The organism is Flagellimonas zhangzhouensis (assembly GCF_900102925.1).
GTDB classification, from domain to species: domain Bacteria; phylum Bacteroidota; class Bacteroidia; order Flavobacteriales; family Flavobacteriaceae; genus Flagellimonas; species Flagellimonas zhangzhouensis.
Window position 1 is genome coordinate 48,633 of record NZ_FNKI01000005.1, and the last position, 22,538, is coordinate 71,170.

Annotated in this window: 18 protein-coding genes; 9 read left to right on the plus strand and 9 right to left on the minus strand. The window is 39.8% G+C overall.

Annotation, left to right across the window (positions count from 1 at the left end; genetic code table 11):
- Positions 1–7 precede the first annotated feature (7 nt).
- Positions 8–1,189 (minus strand): N-acetylmuramoyl-L-alanine amidase, encoded by a 1,182-nt coding sequence (locus BLQ18_RS15395; protein WP_245668159.1) that lies wholly within the window; start codon positions 1,187–1,189, stop codon positions 8–10.
- 176 nt (positions 1,190–1,365) lie between these two features.
- Between BLQ18_RS15395 and BLQ18_RS15400 the strand changes: the two genes are divergently transcribed.
- Positions 1,366–4,059 (plus strand): putative LPS assembly protein LptD, encoded by a 2,694-nt coding sequence (locus tag BLQ18_RS15400; RefSeq protein ID WP_090298708.1) that lies wholly within the window; start codon positions 1,366–1,368, stop codon positions 4,057–4,059.
- A gap of 47 nt (positions 4,060–4,106) precedes the next feature.
- The gene (locus BLQ18_RS15405; protein ID WP_090298711.1) at positions 4,107–4,487 is read left to right on the plus strand and encodes a RidA family protein; all 381 of its coding nucleotides are present in this window, start codon (positions 4,107–4,109) and stop codon (positions 4,485–4,487) included.
- On the opposite strand, the gene BLQ18_RS15410 is transcribed toward BLQ18_RS15405, so the two are convergent.
- The 4 genes from BLQ18_RS15410 to BLQ18_RS15425 form a co-directional block, all read right to left on the minus strand.
- Positions 4,480–5,331 carry an N-acetylglucosamine kinase gene (locus tag BLQ18_RS15410; RefSeq protein ID WP_090298715.1) on the minus strand — a complete coding sequence of 284 codons (852 nt, stop codon included), beginning with the start codon at positions 5,329–5,331 and terminating at the stop codon, positions 4,480–4,482. The genes BLQ18_RS15405 and BLQ18_RS15410 overlap by 8 nt on opposite strands.
- 75 nt (positions 5,332–5,406) lie before the next feature.
- The gene (gene gap, locus BLQ18_RS15415; RefSeq protein WP_090298717.1) at positions 5,407–6,408 is read right to left on the minus strand and encodes a type I glyceraldehyde-3-phosphate dehydrogenase; all 1,002 of its coding nucleotides are present in this window, start codon (positions 6,406–6,408) and stop codon (positions 5,407–5,409) included.
- 23 nt (positions 6,409–6,431) lie between these two features.
- On the minus strand, positions 6,432–7,418 hold the full coding sequence (gene pfkA, locus BLQ18_RS15420) for a 6-phosphofructokinase (RefSeq protein WP_090298720.1): 987 nt from the start codon (positions 7,416–7,418) through the stop codon (positions 6,432–6,434).
- Positions 7,419–7,551: 133 nt separating this feature from the next.
- Complete coding sequence (locus BLQ18_RS15425; protein WP_470303230.1) at positions 7,552–12,015, minus strand: translocation/assembly module TamB domain-containing protein; 4,464 nt, start codon at positions 12,013–12,015, stop codon at positions 7,552–7,554.
- A gap of 65 nt (positions 12,016–12,080) precedes the next feature.
- Here BLQ18_RS15425 and tsaD point away from each other — a divergent pair, with 65 nt between their 5' ends.
- From tsaD to BLQ18_RS15450, 5 genes are all read left to right on the plus strand, one after another.
- Positions 12,081–13,109 (plus strand): tRNA (adenosine(37)-N6)-threonylcarbamoyltransferase complex transferase subunit TsaD, encoded by a 1,029-nt coding sequence (gene tsaD, locus BLQ18_RS15430; protein ID WP_090298723.1) that lies wholly within the window; start codon positions 12,081–12,083, stop codon positions 13,107–13,109.
- 20 nt (positions 13,110–13,129) lie between these two features.
- Positions 13,130–13,834 (plus strand): 16S rRNA (uracil(1498)-N(3))-methyltransferase, encoded by a 705-nt coding sequence (locus BLQ18_RS15435; RefSeq protein ID WP_090298726.1) that lies wholly within the window; start codon positions 13,130–13,132, stop codon positions 13,832–13,834.
- A 63-nt stretch (positions 13,835–13,897) separates the two neighbouring features.
- Entirely contained in the window at positions 13,898–14,545 is a 648-nt protein-coding gene (locus BLQ18_RS15440) for a DUF4159 domain-containing protein (RefSeq protein WP_090298730.1), read from the plus strand.
- A 2-nt stretch (positions 14,546–14,547) separates the two neighbouring features.
- Complete coding sequence (locus tag BLQ18_RS15445; protein WP_090298733.1) at positions 14,548–15,648, plus strand: AI-2E family transporter; 1,101 nt, start codon at positions 14,548–14,550, stop codon at positions 15,646–15,648.
- A 73-nt stretch (positions 15,649–15,721) separates the two neighbouring features.
- Positions 15,722–16,834, plus strand: a complete 1,113-nt coding sequence (locus tag BLQ18_RS15450; RefSeq protein WP_313795040.1) for a class I SAM-dependent methyltransferase — start codon at positions 15,722–15,724, stop codon at positions 16,832–16,834.
- A 2-nt stretch (positions 16,835–16,836) separates the two neighbouring features.
- Here the strand turns inward: BLQ18_RS15450 and BLQ18_RS15455 are convergent, their stop codons facing one another.
- Genes BLQ18_RS15455 through BLQ18_RS15470 form a run of 4 tightly spaced genes read right to left on the minus strand, consistent with a single transcriptional unit; the run spans position 16,837 to position 19,761 of the window.
- On the minus strand, positions 16,837–17,763 hold the full coding sequence (locus tag BLQ18_RS15455; protein WP_090298978.1) for an alpha/beta hydrolase: 927 nt from the start codon (positions 17,761–17,763) through the stop codon (positions 16,837–16,839).
- A gap of 17 nt (positions 17,764–17,780) precedes the next feature.
- Positions 17,781–18,503 carry a M15 family metallopeptidase gene (locus BLQ18_RS15460; protein ID WP_090298740.1) on the minus strand — a complete coding sequence of 241 codons (723 nt, stop codon included), beginning with the start codon at positions 18,501–18,503 and terminating at the stop codon, positions 17,781–17,783.
- 1 nt (position 18,504) lies between these two features.
- Positions 18,505–19,227 carry a carboxylesterase family protein gene (locus BLQ18_RS15465; RefSeq protein ID WP_090298743.1) on the minus strand — a complete coding sequence of 241 codons (723 nt, stop codon included), beginning with the start codon at positions 19,225–19,227 and terminating at the stop codon, positions 18,505–18,507.
- Between the two features lie 12 nt (positions 19,228–19,239).
- Complete coding sequence (locus tag BLQ18_RS15470) at positions 19,240–19,761, minus strand: 5' nucleotidase, NT5C type (protein ID WP_090298748.1); 522 nt, start codon at positions 19,759–19,761, stop codon at positions 19,240–19,242.
- Between the two features lie 291 nt (positions 19,762–20,052).
- On the opposite strand from BLQ18_RS15470, the gene BLQ18_RS15480 reads away from it, so the two are divergent.
- Together BLQ18_RS15480 and BLQ18_RS15485 are read left to right on the plus strand one after the other, a co-directional pair.
- Positions 20,053–20,931 (plus strand): aminotransferase class IV, encoded by an 879-nt coding sequence (locus BLQ18_RS15480; RefSeq protein WP_090298757.1) that lies wholly within the window; start codon positions 20,053–20,055, stop codon positions 20,929–20,931.
- Between the two features lie 12 nt (positions 20,932–20,943).
- Positions 20,944–22,530: an N-acyl-D-amino-acid deacylase family protein gene (locus BLQ18_RS15485; protein ID WP_217630579.1), complete on the plus strand. Its 1,587-nt coding sequence runs from the start codon at positions 20,944–20,946 to the stop codon at positions 22,528–22,530.
- Positions 22,531–22,538 lie beyond the last annotated feature (8 nt).

Here is a 22,538-nt window from a genome sequence, read left to right on the forward strand (position 1 = left end):
CACCCTACTACTTTAATGCTTCCTTTATAGGAACCCTAACTCCATTTTTGTAGGCAACAATATAGGAAGTTGGATATCCTGCGGCATCTGCTTGTTTTTTTAAAGCTTTAGCTTCAGCATATGTACCTGCGTTACCATACATATACCCGTACATATTTTTATAAGGCTCTTTGGACAACACATCCAATCCTTTAAAGTTCTCACCTTTTAAAGGAATAGTTTTTACAGTAGCCAAGAGCTGAACTTTAAATACCACACCTGTATTCTTAGGTTCTGGTTTAATAGGCTCTGCCGCCTTTGGCTCCTCTTTTACGGGAGTAGTTTCAGGTGTTTTAACTTCTTTCGGAGTGGCTTTCGGGATATTTACCGCTACTTGGGTGTCCTCAAGTTTTGGGGTTTCCTTTTCTACTGGTTTAGGCGCCTCTGGTTTAGGTTGATTTGCTACTGGTGTAGAAACAAATCCCATTTCTTCCTTATAGGCCAAAACAGCATCCGCAATGGCCTTTCCCATTTCGTTCTGACCTTTTTTGGAGTTTAGATAGCTGCCTTCATTTTTATTGGTCAAAAAACCAGCTTCTATCAAAACACTGGGCATGAAGGTTTGATGAAGCACAATAAAACCTGCTTGCTTTACCTTTCTATCTTTTCTTTTTAATCCAGAAGTAAAATTATCCTGAAGCTTTTTTCCCAATTGAATACTCTGGTCCAAAAACTCTTCTTGCATAATGGTCAATCCAATAACCGATTCGGGCGAATTGATATCGTATTCAGCATAACGCTGCTCGTAATCATCTTCCAAATAAATTACAGAGTTCTCTTTTTTCGCCACTTCAAAGTTTTGACGATTGGCATGAAGCCCCAAAACGTAGGTCTCAGTTCCGTACGCATCAGAGTTATGGGCATTACAATGCACAGAAACAAACAAATCTGCATCAGCCTGATTGGCAATATCTCCCCTAGCGAATAAATCCACAAAAGTGTCATCATCACGGGTGTACACCACTTTAATATCTGGATACTTTTTTAACTCTTCTCCAATTTTAAGTACAATGGCCAAGGAAATTTGTTTTTCCAAATAACCGTTTCCAATGTTTCCAGGGTCATGACCACCGTGTCCGGCATCCAAAACCACTACAAATTTGTCTTTAGGAGGCTCATGCTTTAATGGGCCACCGTAAGAAGTCATCATAAAAAGAGTGAGGTTGAGGACTACTAATACTAACGGACTTTTGATCATAAGAACTAATTAATTAATATGTTCCACATAGGTTAAAATAATCGTAACCGAATTAAAAGAACAAAAAAATATATGTAAGTTTGGCCTCAAAAACTGGGCCGACTAGCACAAAAATAGGATTTATCACGTTGCAAGCAAACAAACATCTTTTACTTTTCCTATTTGTTCTTCTTTGTGGCATAGCAACCTTAAGTGCTCAGGAAGATCCAATTACACCTTTACCTATAAAAGCTGTAGGCGACACCCTTGTTGCTCCGATAATGCCAGCGAACATCCTAAACAAACAGGTAGAAACCGATACTGTTGAAACGGACACTGTACCCAAAAAACAGGCGATGTTGTTGGATAAAATCCAATATAAAGCAAAGGAGTACGTAAAACTTAGCCAAAAAGACAACAAAATTTATTTGTACGATGAGGCTGAGATCTATTACCAAGATACAGAGCTTAAAGCAGGGGTTATTATCTTGGATTATGTTAAAAATGAGGTGTACGCTGGGCGACTCAAAGATTCGTTGGGCAACTATTCCCAATTACCATTTTTTAAGCAAGGTGAAAACGAAGTTAGACCCGATTCCATCCGATTTAATTTTGATACGCAAAAAGCCCTTATTTGGAATTCGAGAACGGAACAACAAGCAGGGCTAGGGCAATTGGGCAGTGATGCCATGAAGGTGTATGCCAACATCACGAAAAAGGAAAATGACTCAGTTTATTTCCTTTATGAAGGTAAACTGACCACCTCAAAAGACACCGTTGATCCTGATTATTACATCAGGGTTCGGAAAGCGAAATTTGTTCCTAAAAAGAAGATCATTGCAGGGTACAGTAACATGTATATTGTGGATGTGCCCACTCCAGTAGCACTCCCCTTTGCTTATTTTCCGCTTACCACGGGAAGGGTGGCAGGTATATTGTTCCCCACCTTTGGTAACGACCCGCGTAGAGGATATTTTATCCAAAATGGAGGATACTATCTACCCATCAGTGAATATGTAGATGTAAGTTTAACGGGAGATTATTACACCAACGGTAGTTACGGTTTTCAGGGTAGATCCGTGTATTCCAAACGTTATAAATTTCAAGGGAATATTAATTTCAGTTACGAAAATTTGGTGACCAGTCAAAAAGGGTTTGACGACTACTCCAGAACCAGTAATTACAACATACGGATTTCCCATTCGCAAGATGCAAAAGCCAGTCCCAATTCACGTTTCTCGGCCTCAGTAAACTTGGGTAGTAGCCAGTATTACACCAACTCGCTAAATCAAGTGAACCGTAATAATGCGCAAACCAACACCTTCGCATCATCTATAAGTTATTCGAAGACCTTTCCAGAATATCCTTCGGTAAATGCAAGCTTAACCTTAAGCCATACCCAAAACTCAAGGACACAGACCATAAATATGTCATTGCCTACTTTTCAGGCCAGCATGGAACGCATTTATCCTTTTGTGAAGCGTGACGAGGTTAAAAAAGGAATCATAGACAACATCAACTTCCAATATGATGTTAATGCCCAAAACAGCATCACCACAACAGAGGAAGAGTTTTTTAAAAGCGGAATGTTCGATGATGCCCGAATTGGAGCCAGACACCGCTTGCCCATTGCCACCAACTTTAAAATGGCCAAATACTTAAGCGTGAGTTTAAGTGGTAGCTATGAAGATATTTGGACTTTGGAGACCATCCGTAGGCAATATGATGCTGATTTGGCTGAAGTGGTAACGGATACGATTGCGGGCTTCGACCGATTTAATCGTTACAATTTAGGAGCAAGTATAGGTACCACTTTGTATGGTACTTTTAATTTCGGTGAGGATAAAAAAATCCAAGCACTGCGACACGTGATTCGCCCATCCGTTAGCTATGGGTATACTCCTTCGTTTGAACAGTTTTACGACAGTTATTTAGATGCTGATGGAGAAGAAGTTCAATACACGCCCTACGAAACAAGTATTTATGGACGTCCTTCTTTAAATAAGGGGAGTTCCCTTAGCTTCTCTATCCAAAACACTTTGGAGGCCAAGGTTAGGGACAAGGATTCCACTGCCACCGAACCTAAAAAGGTGAGTATTTTGAGCAACCTTACCTTTTCTGCCAGCTATAACCTGGAAGCTGATTCCTTAAAATTGAGTCCTATCAGCATGAGCGGTGCCACTCAAATCATTAAAAATGTGCCCATCAACTTTTCGGCGACGTTCGACCCATATGCCGTAGACAACAATGGCAGACGAATTAATACACTAAACGTTAACAATGGTGGTGGATTGGCCCGTTTGACCGCTGCTCGAATCAATACAGGTTTTAGTTTGAACAGTGAAATGTTCCAAAAAGGTGGCGAAAAGAAAAAGGGTGGTGATAAAGACGACCAACAAAATACAGACTATGGCACCAATGTGTTTGCCATGGACGATATTAGAACTCCAACTCGTGGACAAAGTCAAGGAGGTCGCGGTGGAGATGATGAAGAGGAACGGGACAACCCCATTTATAAAACTTCCTTGCCCTGGGATGCGCGTTTTACCTATGTCGCAACTTATAACAATACCAATCGTCAGCAAGAAATCACCAATCACTCTTTGATGTTTTCTGGGAATATCCAATTATCCCCCAAATGGGAAGTAGGTTTTAACTCTGGTTACGACTTAAAGAACAAAGGTTTTGCCGATACCCGTTTTGCTTTTAAACGTGATTTGGGAAGTTTTAGATTAAGTTTCGATTGGACACCTTTTGGACGTTACGAACGTTGGTATTTCTTCATTGGGATCAAGAGTTCCATTCTTAGCGATATTAAGTGGGAAAGTAGATCCCAGCGTTAAGGTTTTAGTCTTAATTTTATACCTTCAAACCTGCTAAATTCATTCAAATGAAAAAAATAATCAATACCCCAAATGCCCCTGCTCCTATTGGACCGTATAACCAAGCAGTATTGGTAAAAGACACTTTATATATTTCTGGTCAAATTCCAATTGATCCTGCAACTGGGGAATTGGTTGAGGGCGATATCAAAAAGGAAACCCAACAATCCATGGAAAATTTAAAAGCCATTTTGGATGAAGCTGGGATGACCTTTGAAAATGTCATCAAGACCTCAATTTTTATTGCGGATATGCATCAGTTTTCACAAATCAATGAAGTATACGGCACTTATTTTGATGCCAAAACAGCTCCAGCTCGCGAAACCGTAGAGGTTGCGAATCTTCCCAAATTTGTGAACGTGGAAATTTCTATGATTGCCGTTAAATAGTTTCCTGGTGAAACTCCACCAAACCTTCAATAGGTCTACGACGGATAACACCCAAGATTAAATCGTTGCGCTCCAAACAAGCGGTCAATTCATCTTGAAGGAAATGGGCAATACTTCCCACAAAACTGATCGGCACTTTAGTAGCGAGTTCGTACTGCATAATGTAGTTGTTCACGAACTGCTGTAGCCCTTTTTCAATTACACCTTTGCAATAAGGGTGCTCTTTGTTCTCGATGATAAAACGAGCAAAGGTTGCCAAATAGGTGTTCGGGTTGGGTTGCTTGTATAAATGATCTTTGATCACATCTGCATCAAGGTCGTATTCCTTGGCAAATTTTATTCCAAGATCTTGTGGCATTTTGTGGAAGTAGTAATCCCGTATCAGTTTTCTACCGAAGAAGTTTCCACTACCATCATCCATCAAAATATAACCCAAGGAAGTTACTTTTTGAATCAATTGGTTGCCATCGTAATAGCTACAGTTGGAACCAGTTCCCAAAATACAAACGATACCCTGTCTACCAATTTTGGTAGTGGCATAAATGGCCGCGTAGGTATCTTCCCTAACTTCTGCCTTGGCATTGGGAAAGAAATCCTTGAAAATAGCCTTTAAGAATTTTTTCATTCTATCGGTGCCACAACCAGCCCCGTAGAAATAAAGTTGACGTACTTGTTCTTTGTTTTTGGAAAGTTCAAAGTTGTTGGCCAATCGGTCTTCAATTACTTCTTTGGTCAAAACTTCTGGGCTCAAGCCTAAAGTTTGGGTTACAAACAGTTGCTTTCCTTTATCGTCAAGGGCAATCCAATCGGATTTTGTAGCGCCACTATCCACAATCAAAATCATACGTCGAGAGTTTAGTATAGAAACCTGAAGAGGGCGCAAACCCTCTTCAGGAAAAAATTATGTGTAAGAATTAAATTATAAGCTTGCTGCGTGCAAAGCCAATTCAATCAATTTGTTGGAGTATCCTGTTTCGTTATCGTACCAAGATACTACTTTGAAGAATTTAGAGTTCAACTCGATACCTGCATCGGCATCAAAGATGGAAGTTCTAACATCACCTACAAAATCTTGGGAAACTACCAACTCTTCGGTATATCCCAAAACTCCTGCAAGCTCTCCTTCTGAAGCAGCTTTCATAGCAGCTTTAATTCCTTCGTAAGAAGTTTCTTTTTCCAATTTAACGGTCAAATCCACTACAGAAACATCAGCAGTTGGTACTCTAAAGGCCATACCTGTAAGTTTACCTTCCAAAGATGGAATTACTTTGGTTACTGCTTTTGCAGCACCTGTAGCCGCTGGAATAATGTTCAAAAGGGCACTTCTACCACCTCTGTAATCTTTTCTAGATGGACCATCAACAGTCAACTGAGTAGCAGTTGTAGCGTGAACAGTGGTCATCAAAGCTTCTGCAATACCGAACTCATCGTTAAGAACTTTGGCAATAGGTGCCAAACAGTTGGTAGTGCAAGATGCATTGGAAATAATTGTATCGCTAGGCTTAACATCTTTGTGGTTCACTCCCATTACAAACATAGGAGCATCTTTAGATGGTGCAGAGATAACTACTTTTTTGGCTCCACCATCGATGTGTGATTGTGCCATGTCCAATGTGGTGAAAATACCAGTACATTCGGCTACGATTTCAGCACCAACTTCATCCCATTTCAAGCTTTTTGGGTCACGCTCAGCAGTAATTCTGATGGTTTTCCCATTTACCACCAAGTGGCCATCCTTAACTTCAACAGTACCTTCAAAATTACCGTGTACCGAATCATACTTTAATAGATATGCAAGGTGTTCCACATCCAACAAATCGTTGATTGCCACAACATCTACATCACCTCTTTTTACGGTTGCTCTAAATACCAACCTTCCAATTCTACCGAATCCGTTGATTCCGATTTTCAAATTTGACATTTTTACTTTTTTAGTGTTAACAATTAAGTTGTCATTATGTCCGAAACTCTTATGAGTTCCTCGTCAATTTCTGTGTGTGCTTTTATAGCTTCTTCTAGCGGTACAAGTACCAATTTGGTATCTCTTACACCCACCATTAAGTTTGACTTTCCTTCAAGAAGACTTTCTACGGCCTTTACTCCCATCCTACTGGCTAAAACCCTATCAAAACAGGTTGGGTTACCCCCACGTTGCATGTGCCCCAATACGGATACACGCACATCGTAAATTGGCAAATGCTCCTCAACATATTCCTTTAATTGGAAGACGTTCTTCCCTGTTTTGTCACCTTCGGCAACAATTACAATACTGGAAGATTTCCCTGAAGCCTTACTTCTTTTTAGGGAATCCAACAATCGCTCAAGTCCCAAGTTTTGCTCTGGAATCAAAATCTCTTCTGCTCCCGCTCCAACTCCTGCATTTAGGGCGATATGACCTACATCTCTACCCATCACCTCAACAAAGAACAAACGATTGTGCGAACTTGCCGTATCTCTAATTTTATCGATGGCATCCACGACCGTATTAATGGCAGTATCAAAACCAATGGTGTAAGATGAACCGATAATATCATTGTCGATAGTACCTGGAATTCCTATCACTGGAAAATTATATTCCCTATTGAAATTCAAGGCTCCTGTAAAACTACCGTTACCACCAATTACCACAAAGGCATCCACACCTTCCTTCAATAATTGTTCGTGGGCCTTTTTACGTCCCTCTGGAGTTCTAAATTCCTCACAACGGGCCGATTTTAGTATGGTTCCCCCTTTGTTTATTATATTGTTTACGCTACGGGCATCCATGGGCTTAAAGTCGCCCTCTATCATTCCTTGATACCCTCTATAGATACCAACACATTCCTTACCCAAATATGCACAGGTACGAACAACGGAACGAAGTGCTGCATTCATTCCAGGTGAGTCCCCTCCTGATGTAAAAACTGCGATTTTTTTAATTTCTGAAGCCATTAAAAATTTTAAGACCTCAAAACTAGGAAACTTTATCCAAATTTCTACTCGCTTAATAATTTATTTATATTCGGTGAAATACTCAAACGTTTTCGTAATAAATTAATATCAAATTCATGAAAAATATAAAAGCCTAGCGCTTTGGATTTGGCAAATTTGCAGGTTTTGGGGAGAAACGAATTAAACTATCCCGCCCCATAATTTCGGTGGTAGTATTTTGGGGCTCTGGTTCGGGTTCTTCGGCATTTGGTTTGAATACTTTTCGAATTAACTCCCGAAAGGTATCAAAGTCGACCTGATAGGATAAACCAACCCCTTGTGTGTAGCCTTGTCGTTCTGCCAAAAATTGTTGAATTTGGTTTTCCCTGTTGAATATTTTTGCGCTTAAGGTGCCTTCTTCATTTAAAAGTACCTGTACCTCAACATCACCTGCCACAACGGTTTCTGATACGCCGCTACCGCCAACTGGAACTCCTACTCTACCATTAACTAAAATACGATCGGAAATTTGTGTGGATACGGTAACCCCAATTCTATCTTCGGTGGCAATATCTGCATTTGGATCTGTATAACCCTGCTCGTAAGAAAGTCCCAAGTTTAATTTGTCATTGTTGCCCGATAATATTTGGTTGAACAATCCTGAAGCAGATTGAATCAAATTCCCAGTAACGGCCTGTTGGTTGATACCTGTTTGATCGTTTACAAAAGTGCCCTGCGCTAGAAGGAAAAAGGCATTTCGTTCTTTCACTGTTGGATCTTGAAGGCGATATTCCAACTCAGACTGCACAACCGAGGTAGTTCCTGGGAAGTCGATATCAAAGTTTACGTTGGGGCTTTCCAGTTCTCCATCCAATCGCACAACCACTTCGGTGGGTACACGACCTGTATAACCTGCGTTATCCAATAAGGGAGCTGGATTGGCATTCAGTTGATAGACAGCTTCCAGATTCAATTGGGCCGCTAAAGGGTCACCTTCCCAAAGAATGGTTCCTCCTGGCCGCACACTAAAACGTTTATCAATAATACCTCCATATTTAAACTGATACTCTCCTGTAACCACGGCAAATTCACCATACATATTGAATTTACCATTGGTATTGATTTCCATCAGCATAAGTCCTGCTCCCGTTCCTTTAAGGGAACTGCCTGTATCCTGATCCACTACAATCTCTACTTCCGCATCGGGCGTAATATCCAAATCAAAGTCCATTTCCAAACCTTGATACTCTTCTATCACACGTTCATCATCAAATGAATTTGCTTTATCTTTTTCTATAAAATTGATGAAAGAATAATCCCCAACACTAGTTACATCGCTCAACGGAATTTTTAATGAAGTTCCTTTTGCCGTAGCAGCCACCACTGATATGTTTAAGGCATCCACAGAACCATAAATGCTCCCTGTACCTCTCATAAATCCTGTACCATAATACAGGTTTTCCTCGTCGTATTCAGTGTTCAGAATCATGAAACGATCGTTTTGGGTATCTATGTCCAAACCAAATTGCCAATCATCAAAACCTGTGTGGCTAATGGTTCCATCCAAAACGGCAGTAGTACCCTCAGCGACATCAGACAATCCTATTCTTTCAAAATAGAACGTTTGGTCGAACAAACGCACCTTGGACATCGGAGCAAAATCATAATCCACATTCAAATACGGAATTCCAATTCCAGCATTATTTAAGTTCAACAACCCATTAATGGATGGGTTCCCAACATTGCCTGAAATTTGAACACTACCCGTAGCCTTCCCCCGAATGTTGGATATAATATCCTCGCCCAAAGGTCTAAAGGGCTCCAAATCAAAATCCTTGAGATCTGCCGACAAATCCAATTCTTGCACATCATTGTAATTGGTAACCTTTCCGTTCACGTTCAACAATTCCTTACCGTTATCATTCAACCATGTGCTAACACCAAACTCTGTAAGGTCGTTGTTGCCAAATATTCCCAGTTCCAAATCACCTAAATGCATATTGTTGACGCTGAAATTTTGAATTTTCAAACTGGAAGTTGGGAGATAATTACCGTCTTTCTGAAGAATATTCAGAAAACCATCCACTTCACCATTCATTTTTAGGCTATCAATGGAAGGTGTTATTTTTTCAAGGGACACCAATTTAAATTGCAGGTCAAGATCTTTGTAGGTTGAATCGGCCAACTGTCCGCGCAAGCGAATCTGCTCATTATTCCCATTATCCATCACCACATCTTCAATTCGAATGCTATCTAGCGAACTGTCGAAAATCACCTTGTTTTTACTGTTCCCGTCTTTGTTAAGCACCCAAGTATTACCCTTAAAGCTCATATCGGACTTTTTAAGGCCAATTACCGACTCGTTATTATCGTTAAAGGTGTGATAGAAATTTAGGTTGTAGCTGTCATCATATTCGCTACCTCCTTTAAACTCTGTTCTAAAGAAAAGGGTGTCTTTTAAGGTGGTGTTGATGAGACTAAAGTCTTTGATATCATAAAACACCGTGGACATATCCTCAACTGAAACGAAGGTGTTGAAAAGGGGATTTTTATTGTCTATAACCACTTCAATATTATCAAAAATATTTTCGAAGGCGGCTATACTTGGTGATTTAAAGGTGAGCTTAAAATCACGCTGGTCTGCTTTAATAGAACCTCGAATAAAAGTATTGGGATCGAATGTTATTTCGGGTACAAACACATCAATGATCTTGTTGTAGATTCTAAAATTGAAATCCACATACTGCCCCTCCGAAATTTGAAAAGGCTCATAGTTGGTATAAATACTACCGATGGAGTTCTGTACAAGCCTACCCAACTCATCCACCTTAAAATAACCACTCATATAACCCGTGATAATATCTGGAGAGTTAATTTCAATGGTGCGCACGGTGTCATTTGCATAGGTGGAAGTCACCGTAAAGTCCTCAAAGAAATAGGTATCGTTTATATTTTGATAGGTGGTATTGGAAAACTGAAGTTGACCAGCCATATTATCAATGGTATTGCCTTCAATATCCATATCAATATGCCCTTTAAAAATAGAAATGGAATCGTTGATAATGTTCAAGGCCTTCAAATCTGCATAATCCACCGCGGCCACAAAGTTGAACTTGTTACGCTGATCGGCAAAATCGGCCAACCCTTGAAAATCAAACCTAAAGTTATCATCATTGCACAACAGCGTCCCATCAAATAATTGGTCTCTTAAAATTCCTGAGACTTTGATTTTGTTGTACTCGTAGTTGTTGTAATCCAGTTTGTAAACCTCACCAGAAACTTCAGTATTTAAACTCTCAGCTACAAACCCCTTCCCTTCCACATTCATATCCATGGAGGCGTATCCAAGACTTTTATTGTTGATGAACTCCCCTAGATTAAAATCAATCAAAGAAATAAAACCGATATAGGAGGCATCCTCTATTTCTTGGATATTGGTCATCTGGAAATCCACAAAACTATCCCCAACAGCTGTATTAAGGTTTACCGTAACGTTGATAGAGCTTTCGGTTACCTCGGCATCTCCCCTTACCGTAAACTGTCCTAATTTTTTCACCGATTCAGGAATGTTTCTGCCCAATATTTCAGGCAACAACCCTCTTAACTGGTAATAGCTCGACGTTAAATTGTCAATATCGCCCCGAACCACAAAAGGTGCATAATCACTAAACATATTATCGAACCTAAAATCTCCGCGGATACCTGTATTGTCTGTAAACAAAAACAGATTATCTACCTGAAGTTGATTCAGCACCCCACTAAAATCCCCAGTAAAGTTCACTATTTTATCAGCCCCAAACTCATTATAAAAAGCATTGATTTCATTTAAGGCAACGGTCGATTCTGTAAACGTGGCATCAATATTTACCTTGTCGATAAACTGGGCCAAATCCTCCCTTTGGTAATTAAACACCAAATTACCTTTAAGTTCCGACTGTTCAGTATCGATCAAAAGCGAATCAAATCGCATTTGCTCTTTGGTATATTTAAATTCAGTAGACAACTTTTCAAGTCGAATACCTCTTTTCGCCAAAGTGGAAAGATTTTCAATTTTTAGAGAAACTTCTGGCCCTAAAATTTGAAAGTTACTGGCTTGTACATCAATCTCTGAAAAATTGAGCGTTTCAGGAGCTTCCAAATTTTCATCGATCAATCGAAATCTTCCATTGTTGATTTGTATATCATCCGAAGCCAGATAAAAGGGCGGTGTGCCTGGGTCTCTTGGTTTTCCATCATCCAACTTGTCCACAAACACATCCAAATTGGTTTGAGTTTCGCCTTCGTAGGTCTTTAAATTAAAGATCAATCCATCCACCTCAATATCACCAAACTCCATTTTATTGTTGGCCATGTTCCGAAGGTTCAAAATGGAAGTGGTTAATTTATGAATGTAAAAAAGTGTATCCTTTTTATAATCCTCAACATAAACACCTTTTATTCCTGCATTTAAATTAAAAAGGGAAAGGCTAACTCTGTCAATATTGATGTTCGTCCCAAACTCCTCATTAATGGAATCCGTTGCGTATTTCGCCAAACTGGTCTGCACTACTGGCATGGATAACACCAAAGAACCCAATACCATTATGATCAAAATGGTCAAAAGGAGACGCAACAATATTTTACGAAGTTTTTTGATAGGGCTTTATGTTTTACCTTTGATGACCAATTTTTGTTCCAAAACCTGTGTCGAATACAAAAAATTATATTCTAGCAATCGAATCGTCCTGTGATGATACTTCTGCTGCCGTGCTTTGCAATACAAAAGTACTGAGCAATGTAGTAGCAACACAAGAAATTCACAAGCAATATGGTGGTGTTGTTCCCGAGCTGGCTTCGAGGGCACATCAGCAAAACATTGTTCCCGTGGTGCATCAAGCCTTGGCCAAAGCAAATATCGATAAAAAAGAACTCTCCGCCATAGCTTTTACCCGTGGCCCTGGCCTTATGGGTTCTTTGCTTGTTGGAACCTCTTTTGCCAAGTCGTTGGCATTGGGACTTGATATTCCTTTGATTGAAGTCAACCACATGGAGGCCCATATTTTGGCCCATTTTATTGATGATGAGGAGCGAACTCCACCCACATTTCCTTTTATAGGAATGACAATCAGTGGTGGACATACTCAAATTGTAAAGGTGAGCGATTACTTTTCCATGGAAGTTTTAGGCGAAACCTTGGATGATGCCGTTGGTGAGGCTTTCGATAAAAGTGCTAAATTAATGGGATTACCTTACCCTGGTGGACCATTGATCGATAAATATGCTAAGCTGGGGAATGAAAACGCATTTCAATTCCCGAAACCCAAAGTGGATGGGCTCAATTTTAGTTTTAGTGGACTTAAAACGAGCATTCTTTATTTCTTACAACGCGAGACTCAAAAAAATCCTGATTTTGTATCTGAAAACATGAACGATATCTGTGCATCGGTTCAATACACCATTTTGGAGATTTTAATGGAAAAACTACAATTGGCCGTTGAACAAACTGGGATAAAACAGATTGCTATTGGTGGCGGGGTAGCTGCAAATTCAGGAATAAGAGGCAGATTGGCAGAGGCCGAAACACAAATGGGTTGGGAAACCTATGTGCCTAAATTCGAATACTGCACGGACAATGCGGGTATGATCGGGATTGTGGGCTACCTGAAATTTAAACGTAGTGAATTCACTGACCAAAGTATTGCTGCCAAGGCACGATATGCCATCGGAAGCTAAACAAATCATATCTTTAGTCCATGCAGCTTTTTTACAACCCCAATATCGATTTTAGTGCCAAACAGTTTGTTTTCCCTCCAGATGAAAGCAAACACATCGTTCGAGTCCTTCGCAAAACCGAAGGCGATGTGTTGCATATTACCAATGGAAAAGGTTATTTGTTTGAGGCCGAAATCATGGTTCCCGACCAAAAAAGGTGCAAAGCACGAATTATTTCAGAAACCAAAGCCATCCCTAAACGTTTCAAACTGCATATGGTGGTGGCCCCTACCAAAATGAACGACCGCTATGAATGGTTTTTGGAAAAAGCTACGGAAATCGGAGTAGACGAAATCACGCCTATTATTTGCGACCATTCAGAACGAAAAGTGATCAAGTTGGATCGTTTGGAGCGTGTTTTACAGAGCGCCATGAAACAATCCCTTCAAACGGTTTTACCACAAATCAACCCACCAATTACCGCTACCGAGTTTTTGAATTCTGATGTAGAAGGACAAAAATTTATAGCACATTGCATGGAAGGCGAAAAAATGGAACTCAAAAGAAAAGTGATTCCAGATCAAGACTTGACCATTATGATTGGCCCTGAAGGAGATTTCTCCAAAAATGAAGTGGATTTGGCCAAGGAAAAAGGGTATGTTCCCGTTTCTTTGGGAAACACGCGACTTCGGACAGAAACCGCTGCCATTGTTGCCTGTGCCACCGTGGCCATGATCAACAACTAAACCAAGACACATCTTATTTAAAAAGGAATGCCTTACATTTGAAGTATTGGTATTCAAATTTCCATGAAACACCTCTTTTATAGCTTACTCTGTTTTGTATTGGCTTTATCCAGCATGAATGCCCAAGACATTGCCGTACTTAAGTACGGAGGTGGTGGAGATTGGTATTCCAACCCTACTGCACTTCCCAATCTAATTGCATTTTGTAATTCCAATATCGGGACCAAAATAAATCCTGACTTCGAAACTGTCGAAGCAGGGAGTGTCTCCATCTTTAAATATCCTTTTTTGCACATGACGGGACATGGCAATGTGTTTTTTACTGATGAGGAAAGTGAGAATTTAAGAACTTATCTTTTATCAGGAGGTTTTTTACACATTGATGACAATTATGGCATGGAACCTTACTTAAGAAGGGAGCTGAACAAAATTTTTCCCGATAAGGCATTAGAAGAATTGGGAGCTGACCATCCTATTTTCAATCAAAAATATGCCTTCCCCGATGGTTTACCTAAAATACATGAACATGATGGTAAACGGCCACAAGCTTTCGGAATTTTTGAACAAGGCAGATTGGTGCTTTTGTACACCTTTGAATGCGATCTAGGTGATGGTTGGGAAGACCCTGAAGTACATAACGACCCAGAAGATGTACGGCTCAAAGCTTTGCAAATGGGAGCCAATATTGTGGAATACGCCTTTAAAAGTTAATTATGAGTGCCAAAACTATCGCCAACGGAATTCTTAGAGCCATTGCCATATTAGCTGGTATCGTAATTTTAGGGTGGTTCTTTTATAAGATTCAATCTGTTATAGTGTATTTGGCCATTGCGGCGGTAATTGCTCTTTTGGGAAGACCGATTGTTTTGTTTCTAAGAAAGAAATTAAAGTTTCCAAACACCCTGGCAGTAATTGCAACCATGTTGTTTATGGTTTCTATTTTTTTGGGAATCTTGGCCCTATTTATTCCACTGATCACCAAACAGAGCCAAAATCTATCGCTTCTTGATATTGACATGCTAACTGAAAAAATCAACTCGCTTTACCTTGAAACCTTGCAATATTTTGGAGCATCTACTGGTAGTGTGAATGAAATTATCAGTGAATCCCACATAGAAGAAAGTATGTTGTCCGATTTGGATTTAGGTTTTATACCAGACTTTTTAAACACCTTTATGAACGCTTTGAGTAGTTTTAGCATCGGATTCTTTTCTGTGCTTTTCATCTCATTTTTCTTCTTAAAAGATCGGAATTTATTGCAAAATGGACTGCTCACTTTTGTTCCAGACAACAAGGAAAGTAACATGGTAAAATCCATTGAAAAAATAAATAATTTACTCTCCAGATATTTTGCTGGAATCCTACTTCAACTTTTTATTTTGTTCGTGATTTACACGATTGCATTACTAATTGTTGGAGTGGAAAATGCAATTGTGATTGCTTTCCTATGTGCCCTATTTAACATCATTCCATACATAGGTCCTATTATCGGTGGAGTGATCATGATTACATTAACAATGACCAGCTTTTTAGGGGCTGATTTCAGCAGTGTAATCATACCTAAAACTATGTATGTTTTGATAGGTTTGGCCATTGGTCAATTGATTGATAATTTCTTTTCGCAACCCTTTATTTTTTCCAATAGCGTTAAGTCCCATCCCCTTGAAATTTTCTTGGTGATCATCATTGCTGGACTTCTTTTTGGTGTGGTCGGAATGGTGGTTGCCGTGCCTGGATACACCGCAATTAAGGTGATTTTAAAAGAATTTTTAGCTGAATATTCCGTTGTGCAAAAGTTGACCAAAAACTTATAGCATCTCTTTGAATAAACGATTATTAAATACTGGTGTACAGGATTTTATATTTAAAAATATAAATACTGACATTATGTCTGTTTTGCTTCAAAAGCCCATTTTTGATGGCATTTCACAAAAAGAACTAGCCGAACAACTTGAAGCTCGAAAAAAATGTGAGGACAAACTCCCCACTTGGTTTGAACACAAAAATATTTACTACCCGAACAAGCTAAATATTGAGCAAACCAGTTCGGAGCAAACTGCTCTTTATAAAGCACAAATTATAGGGGGAAAGTCGCTGATAGATCTAACTGGCGGATTTGGTGTAGACAGCTATTTTTTCGCCTCCAAAATGGAACAGGTTTGGCACTGTGAAATCAACCCAGAATTAAGTGAAATTGCCCAACATAATTTTGAGATTTTAGGTCGAAAAAACATCCAGTGTTTTGCTGAAGATGGCATTGAATTTCTGAAAAATTCCAACCAACATTTCGATTGGGTTTTTGTGGACCCCTCCCGAAGAAATGATAAAAAAGGCAAGGTGTTTTTACTTGAAGATTGCCTCCCAAATTTACCTAATAACCTATCCTTTATTTTTGAGAAAACGGAAAAGGTTTTGATCAAAGCCTCTCCTATTTTTGACATTGCCCAAGGCATCAATGAACTTCAATTTACCAAAGAGGTTCATGTCGTCGCAGTGAACAATGAGGTGAAAGAATTATTGTTTGTAGTGGAGAAAGGTTTTGAAGGTGACATTCAAATTAAGACGGTGAATCTTTTGCCCAACCAAGAAGACCATTTCAATTTCAAATTAGCAGATGAACCCACTTGCGAAATTAATTACGATTCACCAGAAGACTTTTTATATGAACCCAATGCCGCCATTTTAAAGTCAGGAGGGTTTAAATCTGTAGCAGCATTTTACAAAGTAAATAAGCTTCATCCGCATTCGCATTTATACACTTCCGTCGAGAAAATTGATTTTCCTGGAAGAACCTTCAAAATTGAACAAGTTCTCCCCTATTCCAAAAAGACTATCAAATCATTGGGGTTGACCAAAGCAAATATCACCACAAGAAACTTTCCGATGACCGTGGCAGATATCCGTAAAAAATTCAAAATAAAGGATGGTGGTGACCACTATTTGTTCTTCACCAAAAACATTGACGATTCCCTTTTGATCTTATCCTGTAAAAAAGTTTAGGCCTAATCCAAGTTATCCATCCAATCAAAAAAGAGGTTGATCCAATTTTTTAATCTTTCATGTTCCAATCCCAAAGAAAACCCATGCCCTCCTGTCGGATACACATGCATGGTTGCAGGTACTTTGTTTTCTTTCAAAGCAGAAAAGAACATCAAACTGTTCTCAACAGGAACGGCTCCATCATCTGCAGCATGTAATAAGAAAGTGGGCGGCGTGTTTTCATCTACCTGCTTTTCATTAGAAAGATAATCCAATTCAGCCTGTGTCGGATTTTCTCCTACCAAAGAAGCTCTAGAACCTGTATGCGTGCTTGGTTCACCTAAAGTGATTACAGGATAAATCAAGGCCATAAAATCAGGGCGGGCTGAAATGCCATCCTCTCCCTTCTGTGTGGGATAGACCTTTTCATCGTAATGGGTGCCCAAGGTGGAGGCCAAATGTCCTCCTGCAGAAAAGCCCATGATTCCTATTTGGTTTTCATCCAGATTCCACTCTTTGACCTTAGATCGTACCAAACGCATGGCTCTTTGCGCATCTTGCAAGGGAACCAAATGTTTATCCTTTATAATGGATTTGGACCAAGGCAAACGATATTTCACCACGATGCCTGCTATACCTTTTGCAGTTAATGTTTTGGCAATATCGGTACCCTCCCAATCGTAGGCCAGACCGTAATACCCTCCACCTGGAAAAATAACAACTGCCTTGCCATTGGACATTCTCTTTGATGGCAAAAACACTTCAACAGTTGGTTCTTGCACATTGGTGATCCAAATGATTCCGTCTTCGGTATATTCAATTTTCTCGGCCTCGTTGGAAGCCTCTTGGTTTGGAATTCTGTTTGGCCAAAGTGGGATAATAGTATTTTGTGCTGACATTCCAATCGTGGTTAGTAGGAAAATCAGTGCGGTTAGTTTGATGCTTTTCATGTGCTTGGTTTGTGCTATTATTCGGGACAATCCCATTTAAAATTGGCCACCTTATCGTTGGAGCCTGCGGATAAATTGTAATGCCACCATTCCGTTCTAATCGACCAAAATCCGTGAGATTCCATTGTTTCTTTCAGTAATTTTCTATTGTCGAGTATATTTTGGGGCAAGTCCATATTATCGTGATAGGCCCTTTTTCCAAAAAAATCAAAATCGGTTCCCATATCGAGTTCATTACCCTCCAGATCAACTAAGGTAATGTCCACTGCACCACCTTTATTGTGAATGGAACCTTTATCTGGATTGGCTACATATTGAGGATTGGGCACTATCTCCCACATTTTGTACTGCACCGAATTGGGGCGATAACAATCAAAAAACTTGATTTTAACTCCCTCTTTCAGAAAATCCTTATTGGCTTTAATCAAGGCTTTGGCGGTTTTAACTCGGGTGTAGCATTCGGCGCAATCGTACACTTTAGCCTTTAAAAAGTTGTTTTCCGTAGCATAACGCAGGTCATAAGCAAAATCCCTGCTGAAATCCTCCAATCGCACAAAAGTGGTATCGGCCAAACCATCGAAAGTTTTAAGTTTTGGTTCTACTGTTTTTGGAACTGAATCCACTGCAACAGAATCTTTTACTTCAACAGTTTCAACTTGTTTAGATGTTTCCGTTTTTTTGTTTTTCTGACCGCAACTTATCGTCAAAGCGACAATAAAAATGAGTAGGCTATGCTTCATGTTAGTCGATTTGTTTTTGCTTGGCAAACCAAGTATATAAAGAATCTGTAGTATAGGCCCTGTCCCATGCATTGTGGCCTACCCCTTTATATCTAGTGTATTGCACATCATATCCCATTTCTTTGAGCCTAGCCACCATACCATCGGATTCTTCCACCCTAATTTTATCATCTTGATCTCCGTGAAAAACCCAAATGGGCATTTTTTTATTGATCCAATGGGCATAGGGCAATGGGGCCATTCCACAAACCACTGCCATAGCTGCAAACTTATCAGGGTATTGAGTAGCCATTTCCCAAGCTGCACTTCCTCCCCTGCTCAATCCCGTTAAGTAAATTCGTTTTTTGTCCACACGATTGGCATCCACAACAGAATCCAACAATTGGGCAACGGCTTCTGTATTCCACCATTTTTGTGCATGTGGGTTCTGTGGCGCCAAAATCAAAAATGGAAATTGCATTCCCTCAGCCAACAATTTTGGAGGACCATTGTGTTTGATGTATTCCATTTTTTGACCAGATTCACCGCCCCCATGAAGAAATAATAGCAAGCCAAATTCTTCATTTTCTGAACTGAAATAATCCTTTGGGTAGTAGAGGTAGTATTTTAGGGATTCTTTGGTGACGGTTTCCAATTCATCCAACACCAAATGGGATTGTGCGGAGCACGCTTGGAGCACCAAAAGCCCTATCAAAATAAAAAAACGTAAAAATTGATTGCCCATTACCCGTACAAGTTACAAAAGTTTATCGGCGATTTCTTGCCAATTATGGGCACGCTCAAATGAATTTTCATTGGCATTGTGCGGTGAAGAGAACATAATGGATCTCCCATTAAATGGCTCCAAGTTTTTACTACGATCATCTATCAAAACATCACCTTTTAAAATGTGTTTATCCCCACACAAAATACGATTTTGCCAAGGGATAAAAGGAAAGTGTAAATCCAACCAATCCGATTTTTCCTTTAAGGAATCAGGAAATTCCATGGCAGCAGAAGCAATGTAGACCTTATATTTTTTACTCAATTCCAACAACACCTCTTGACTATCTGGAATAACCCTCAAATCCCTAAAAAAACCAATTCTTCGGGTATGATCTTTTATGTTTTTTTGATGTTCCTTCGGCACACATTGCCAAACTTCCCTTCCGAAGCATTCTTCTACACATAATTGGGCATTAAATTCTTGGTTGTAGATTTCGATATGGGCCATGTAGGCATCAGCCATCACCTCGTCCATATCCACAAAAATGATCATACTTAATTTTTAGTTACGTGAAGTACGCAAAAACTTGCTGAATAATCAAGGTTAACAGACAGGCCTGTCCAAATTTCACCAAACAGCACTATACATAAATTGCTATATCCTAACCATCTATCCTCAAAAATTTTAATAAAAGTGAAGTGTTTTAAAGAATTCTTTAATTCTTGATTTACAACTATCAATCCCTCGAGACCCAGTTTTAATTTCGACAAATAACAGTTACCTTCACACATTAAGATCCGAAAGCGTTTGATTACGTTCTTCGTGATAAATCAACCCTTATTTATGTTGCCAAAAGGAAACTTCCCCCAAAAGGTCTATTTAAATGGTGAAATAATAGCGAGTGAAGATGCCAATATTTCGGTTTTTGACCGTGGATTTTTATTTGGTGATGGCATTTACGAAGTGATGGTGCAGTTGGAAAACGGCATCTTCTACAAAAAAGCGCATTTGGATCGCCTGCAAGAAAACTTGGATAAAATTGGAATTGATTTTGACGTGGACACCCTCTACCCAGAAATTGATGCCCTCATTGAAGCCTCCGGACTTTCAGATGCATCTTGTTTGATTTACATGCAAATAACTCGTGGAACAGCCCCTAGAAAGCATTCCTATCCCAAAGGGATAGCTGCAAGTGTGATGATGTATGCACTTCCTTTTGAATTGCCCTATATCAACACAAAAAATATGAAAGCCATTACCGCTAATGACTTCAGATGGCACCGATGCGATATCAAATCCATTTCCTTATTGGGGAATATCATGACCAACGAAGCCGCCATGATTGCCGACTGTGACGAAGCTGTCCTGATTCGTGATGGCAAAGTAACCGAGGGGTCCCACACCAATATATTTTTTGTGAAAGACAGCAAAGTGGTTACCCATCCTGCCAACGAACATATTTTGGATGGCATTACCCGAAAAGTATTGGTGCAATTATGCAAAGAATTGGATTTACCATTGATTGAAAAAGCAATTTCCTTTGATGAAATTCCCAATACAGATGAAGCCTTTTTCACGGGAACAACCACGCAAATAGCTTCCATAGCTCAGTTGGGAGAACATACTTATTACGACGGGAACGACATTGGGCCAATCACAAAACAACTCCGAGAAGCCTTTGCAAAACTCAAAGACATAGACACAGCTGACATAACTTTATAAGTGACTCAAATTATGATGACCAACCTCAAACAATTTCAAAAACCGTTTCTCTTTTTAATGGTGCTCCTCGTTTTCTCCTGCAAAAGCAGTGAGGAATACGATGTGCTCATTTTAAATGGTACCGTTTACGACGGTAAGGGTGGTGAACCTATTCTAACCGATATCGCCGTAAAAGATTCCATGATTGTGGCCCTTGGCGACCTATCTAGCGAAAAAGCCCTCAAAATAATTGACGCTTCTGGACTTGCGGTTTCTCCAGGTTTTATTGATATGCATACCCATATTGAGCCAATCATGGAGTTGAACGACTGCAAAAGTCATGTAACCCAAGGGGTGACCACTGCACTCGGTGGCCCAGACGGAAGTTCCCCCTACCCTTTAAAACCTTATATGGATAGCTTAATGCAAAAAGGAATCGGGATGAATGTGGGCTATTTGGTTGGACACAATACAGTTCGTCGCAATATCATGGGATTGGAGAATCGTGCTCCCACGGAGGAAGAACTCAAAGCCATGGAAGCTGAAATTGATAGTGCCATGAAAGATGGGGCTTTTGGTATTTCAACAGGGTTAAAATATTTACCAGGAGCCTTTTCCAAAGTGGATGAAGTGATAGCTTTATCCAAAGTAGCCTCTTCCTATGGCGGAATTTATACCTCTCACCTAAGAGAAGAGGGGCTTGGACTATTTGATGCCGTTGCCGAAGCCATTCAAATTTCAGAAGATGCCAGTATTCCTGTGGTGCTTACCCATCATAAAGCCATTGGAAAACCCATGTGGGGAAAAAGTTCCAGAACCTTGGCCATGGTAGATTCCGCGAGAGCAAAAGGACTCAACATTAAAATGGACCAATATCCCTATGCAGCGAGTTACACCAGTATTTCTGTTTTGATTCCTAGTTGGGCCAGAGCTGGAGGTCAAGAAGCCTTTGTGGAGCGCATCAACAATCCTGTGCTTAGAGATAGCATTAAAAATGGCATCGTTTTCAATATTTTGAACGACCGTGGTGGTTCCGATTTGGACAGGGTTCAATTTGGAAAAGTAGAATGGGCTCCTGAGCTTGAGGGTAAAACTTTAAAGTACTGGTGCGAAGAAAATGGATTGGAACCCTCGGTTGAAAATGGCGCCGATATGGTAATTAAAGCACAATTGAACGGTGGAGCAGGATGCGTTTTCCATGCTATGGCTGAAGAAGATGTCGAAAACATTATGCAACACCCATTCACCATGATCGGTTCAGATGGTCGTTTGACAAAACCAGGCATTGGACACCCTCATCCACGTGGATATGGTACATTTCCAAGAGTTTTAGGTCATTTTGTGCGTGAAAAGAAAATCTTGACTTTATCGGAAGCCATTCGTAAAATGACCTCTATGCCTGCTGAAAGTTTGGAATTGACCGATCGAGGTTTGATTCAAGAAGGAATGAAAGCTGATATTACCATTTTCAACCCTGAAACTGTAATTGACAAAGCCACATTTGAAAAACCACACCAATATTCGGTAGGTATCGAATATGTTTTGGTCAATGGAGGTCTAGCAGTAGACAATGGAGAATTTAAAGACATCAAATCAGGAATAGTAATCAAAAAGCAATAACAACCAAC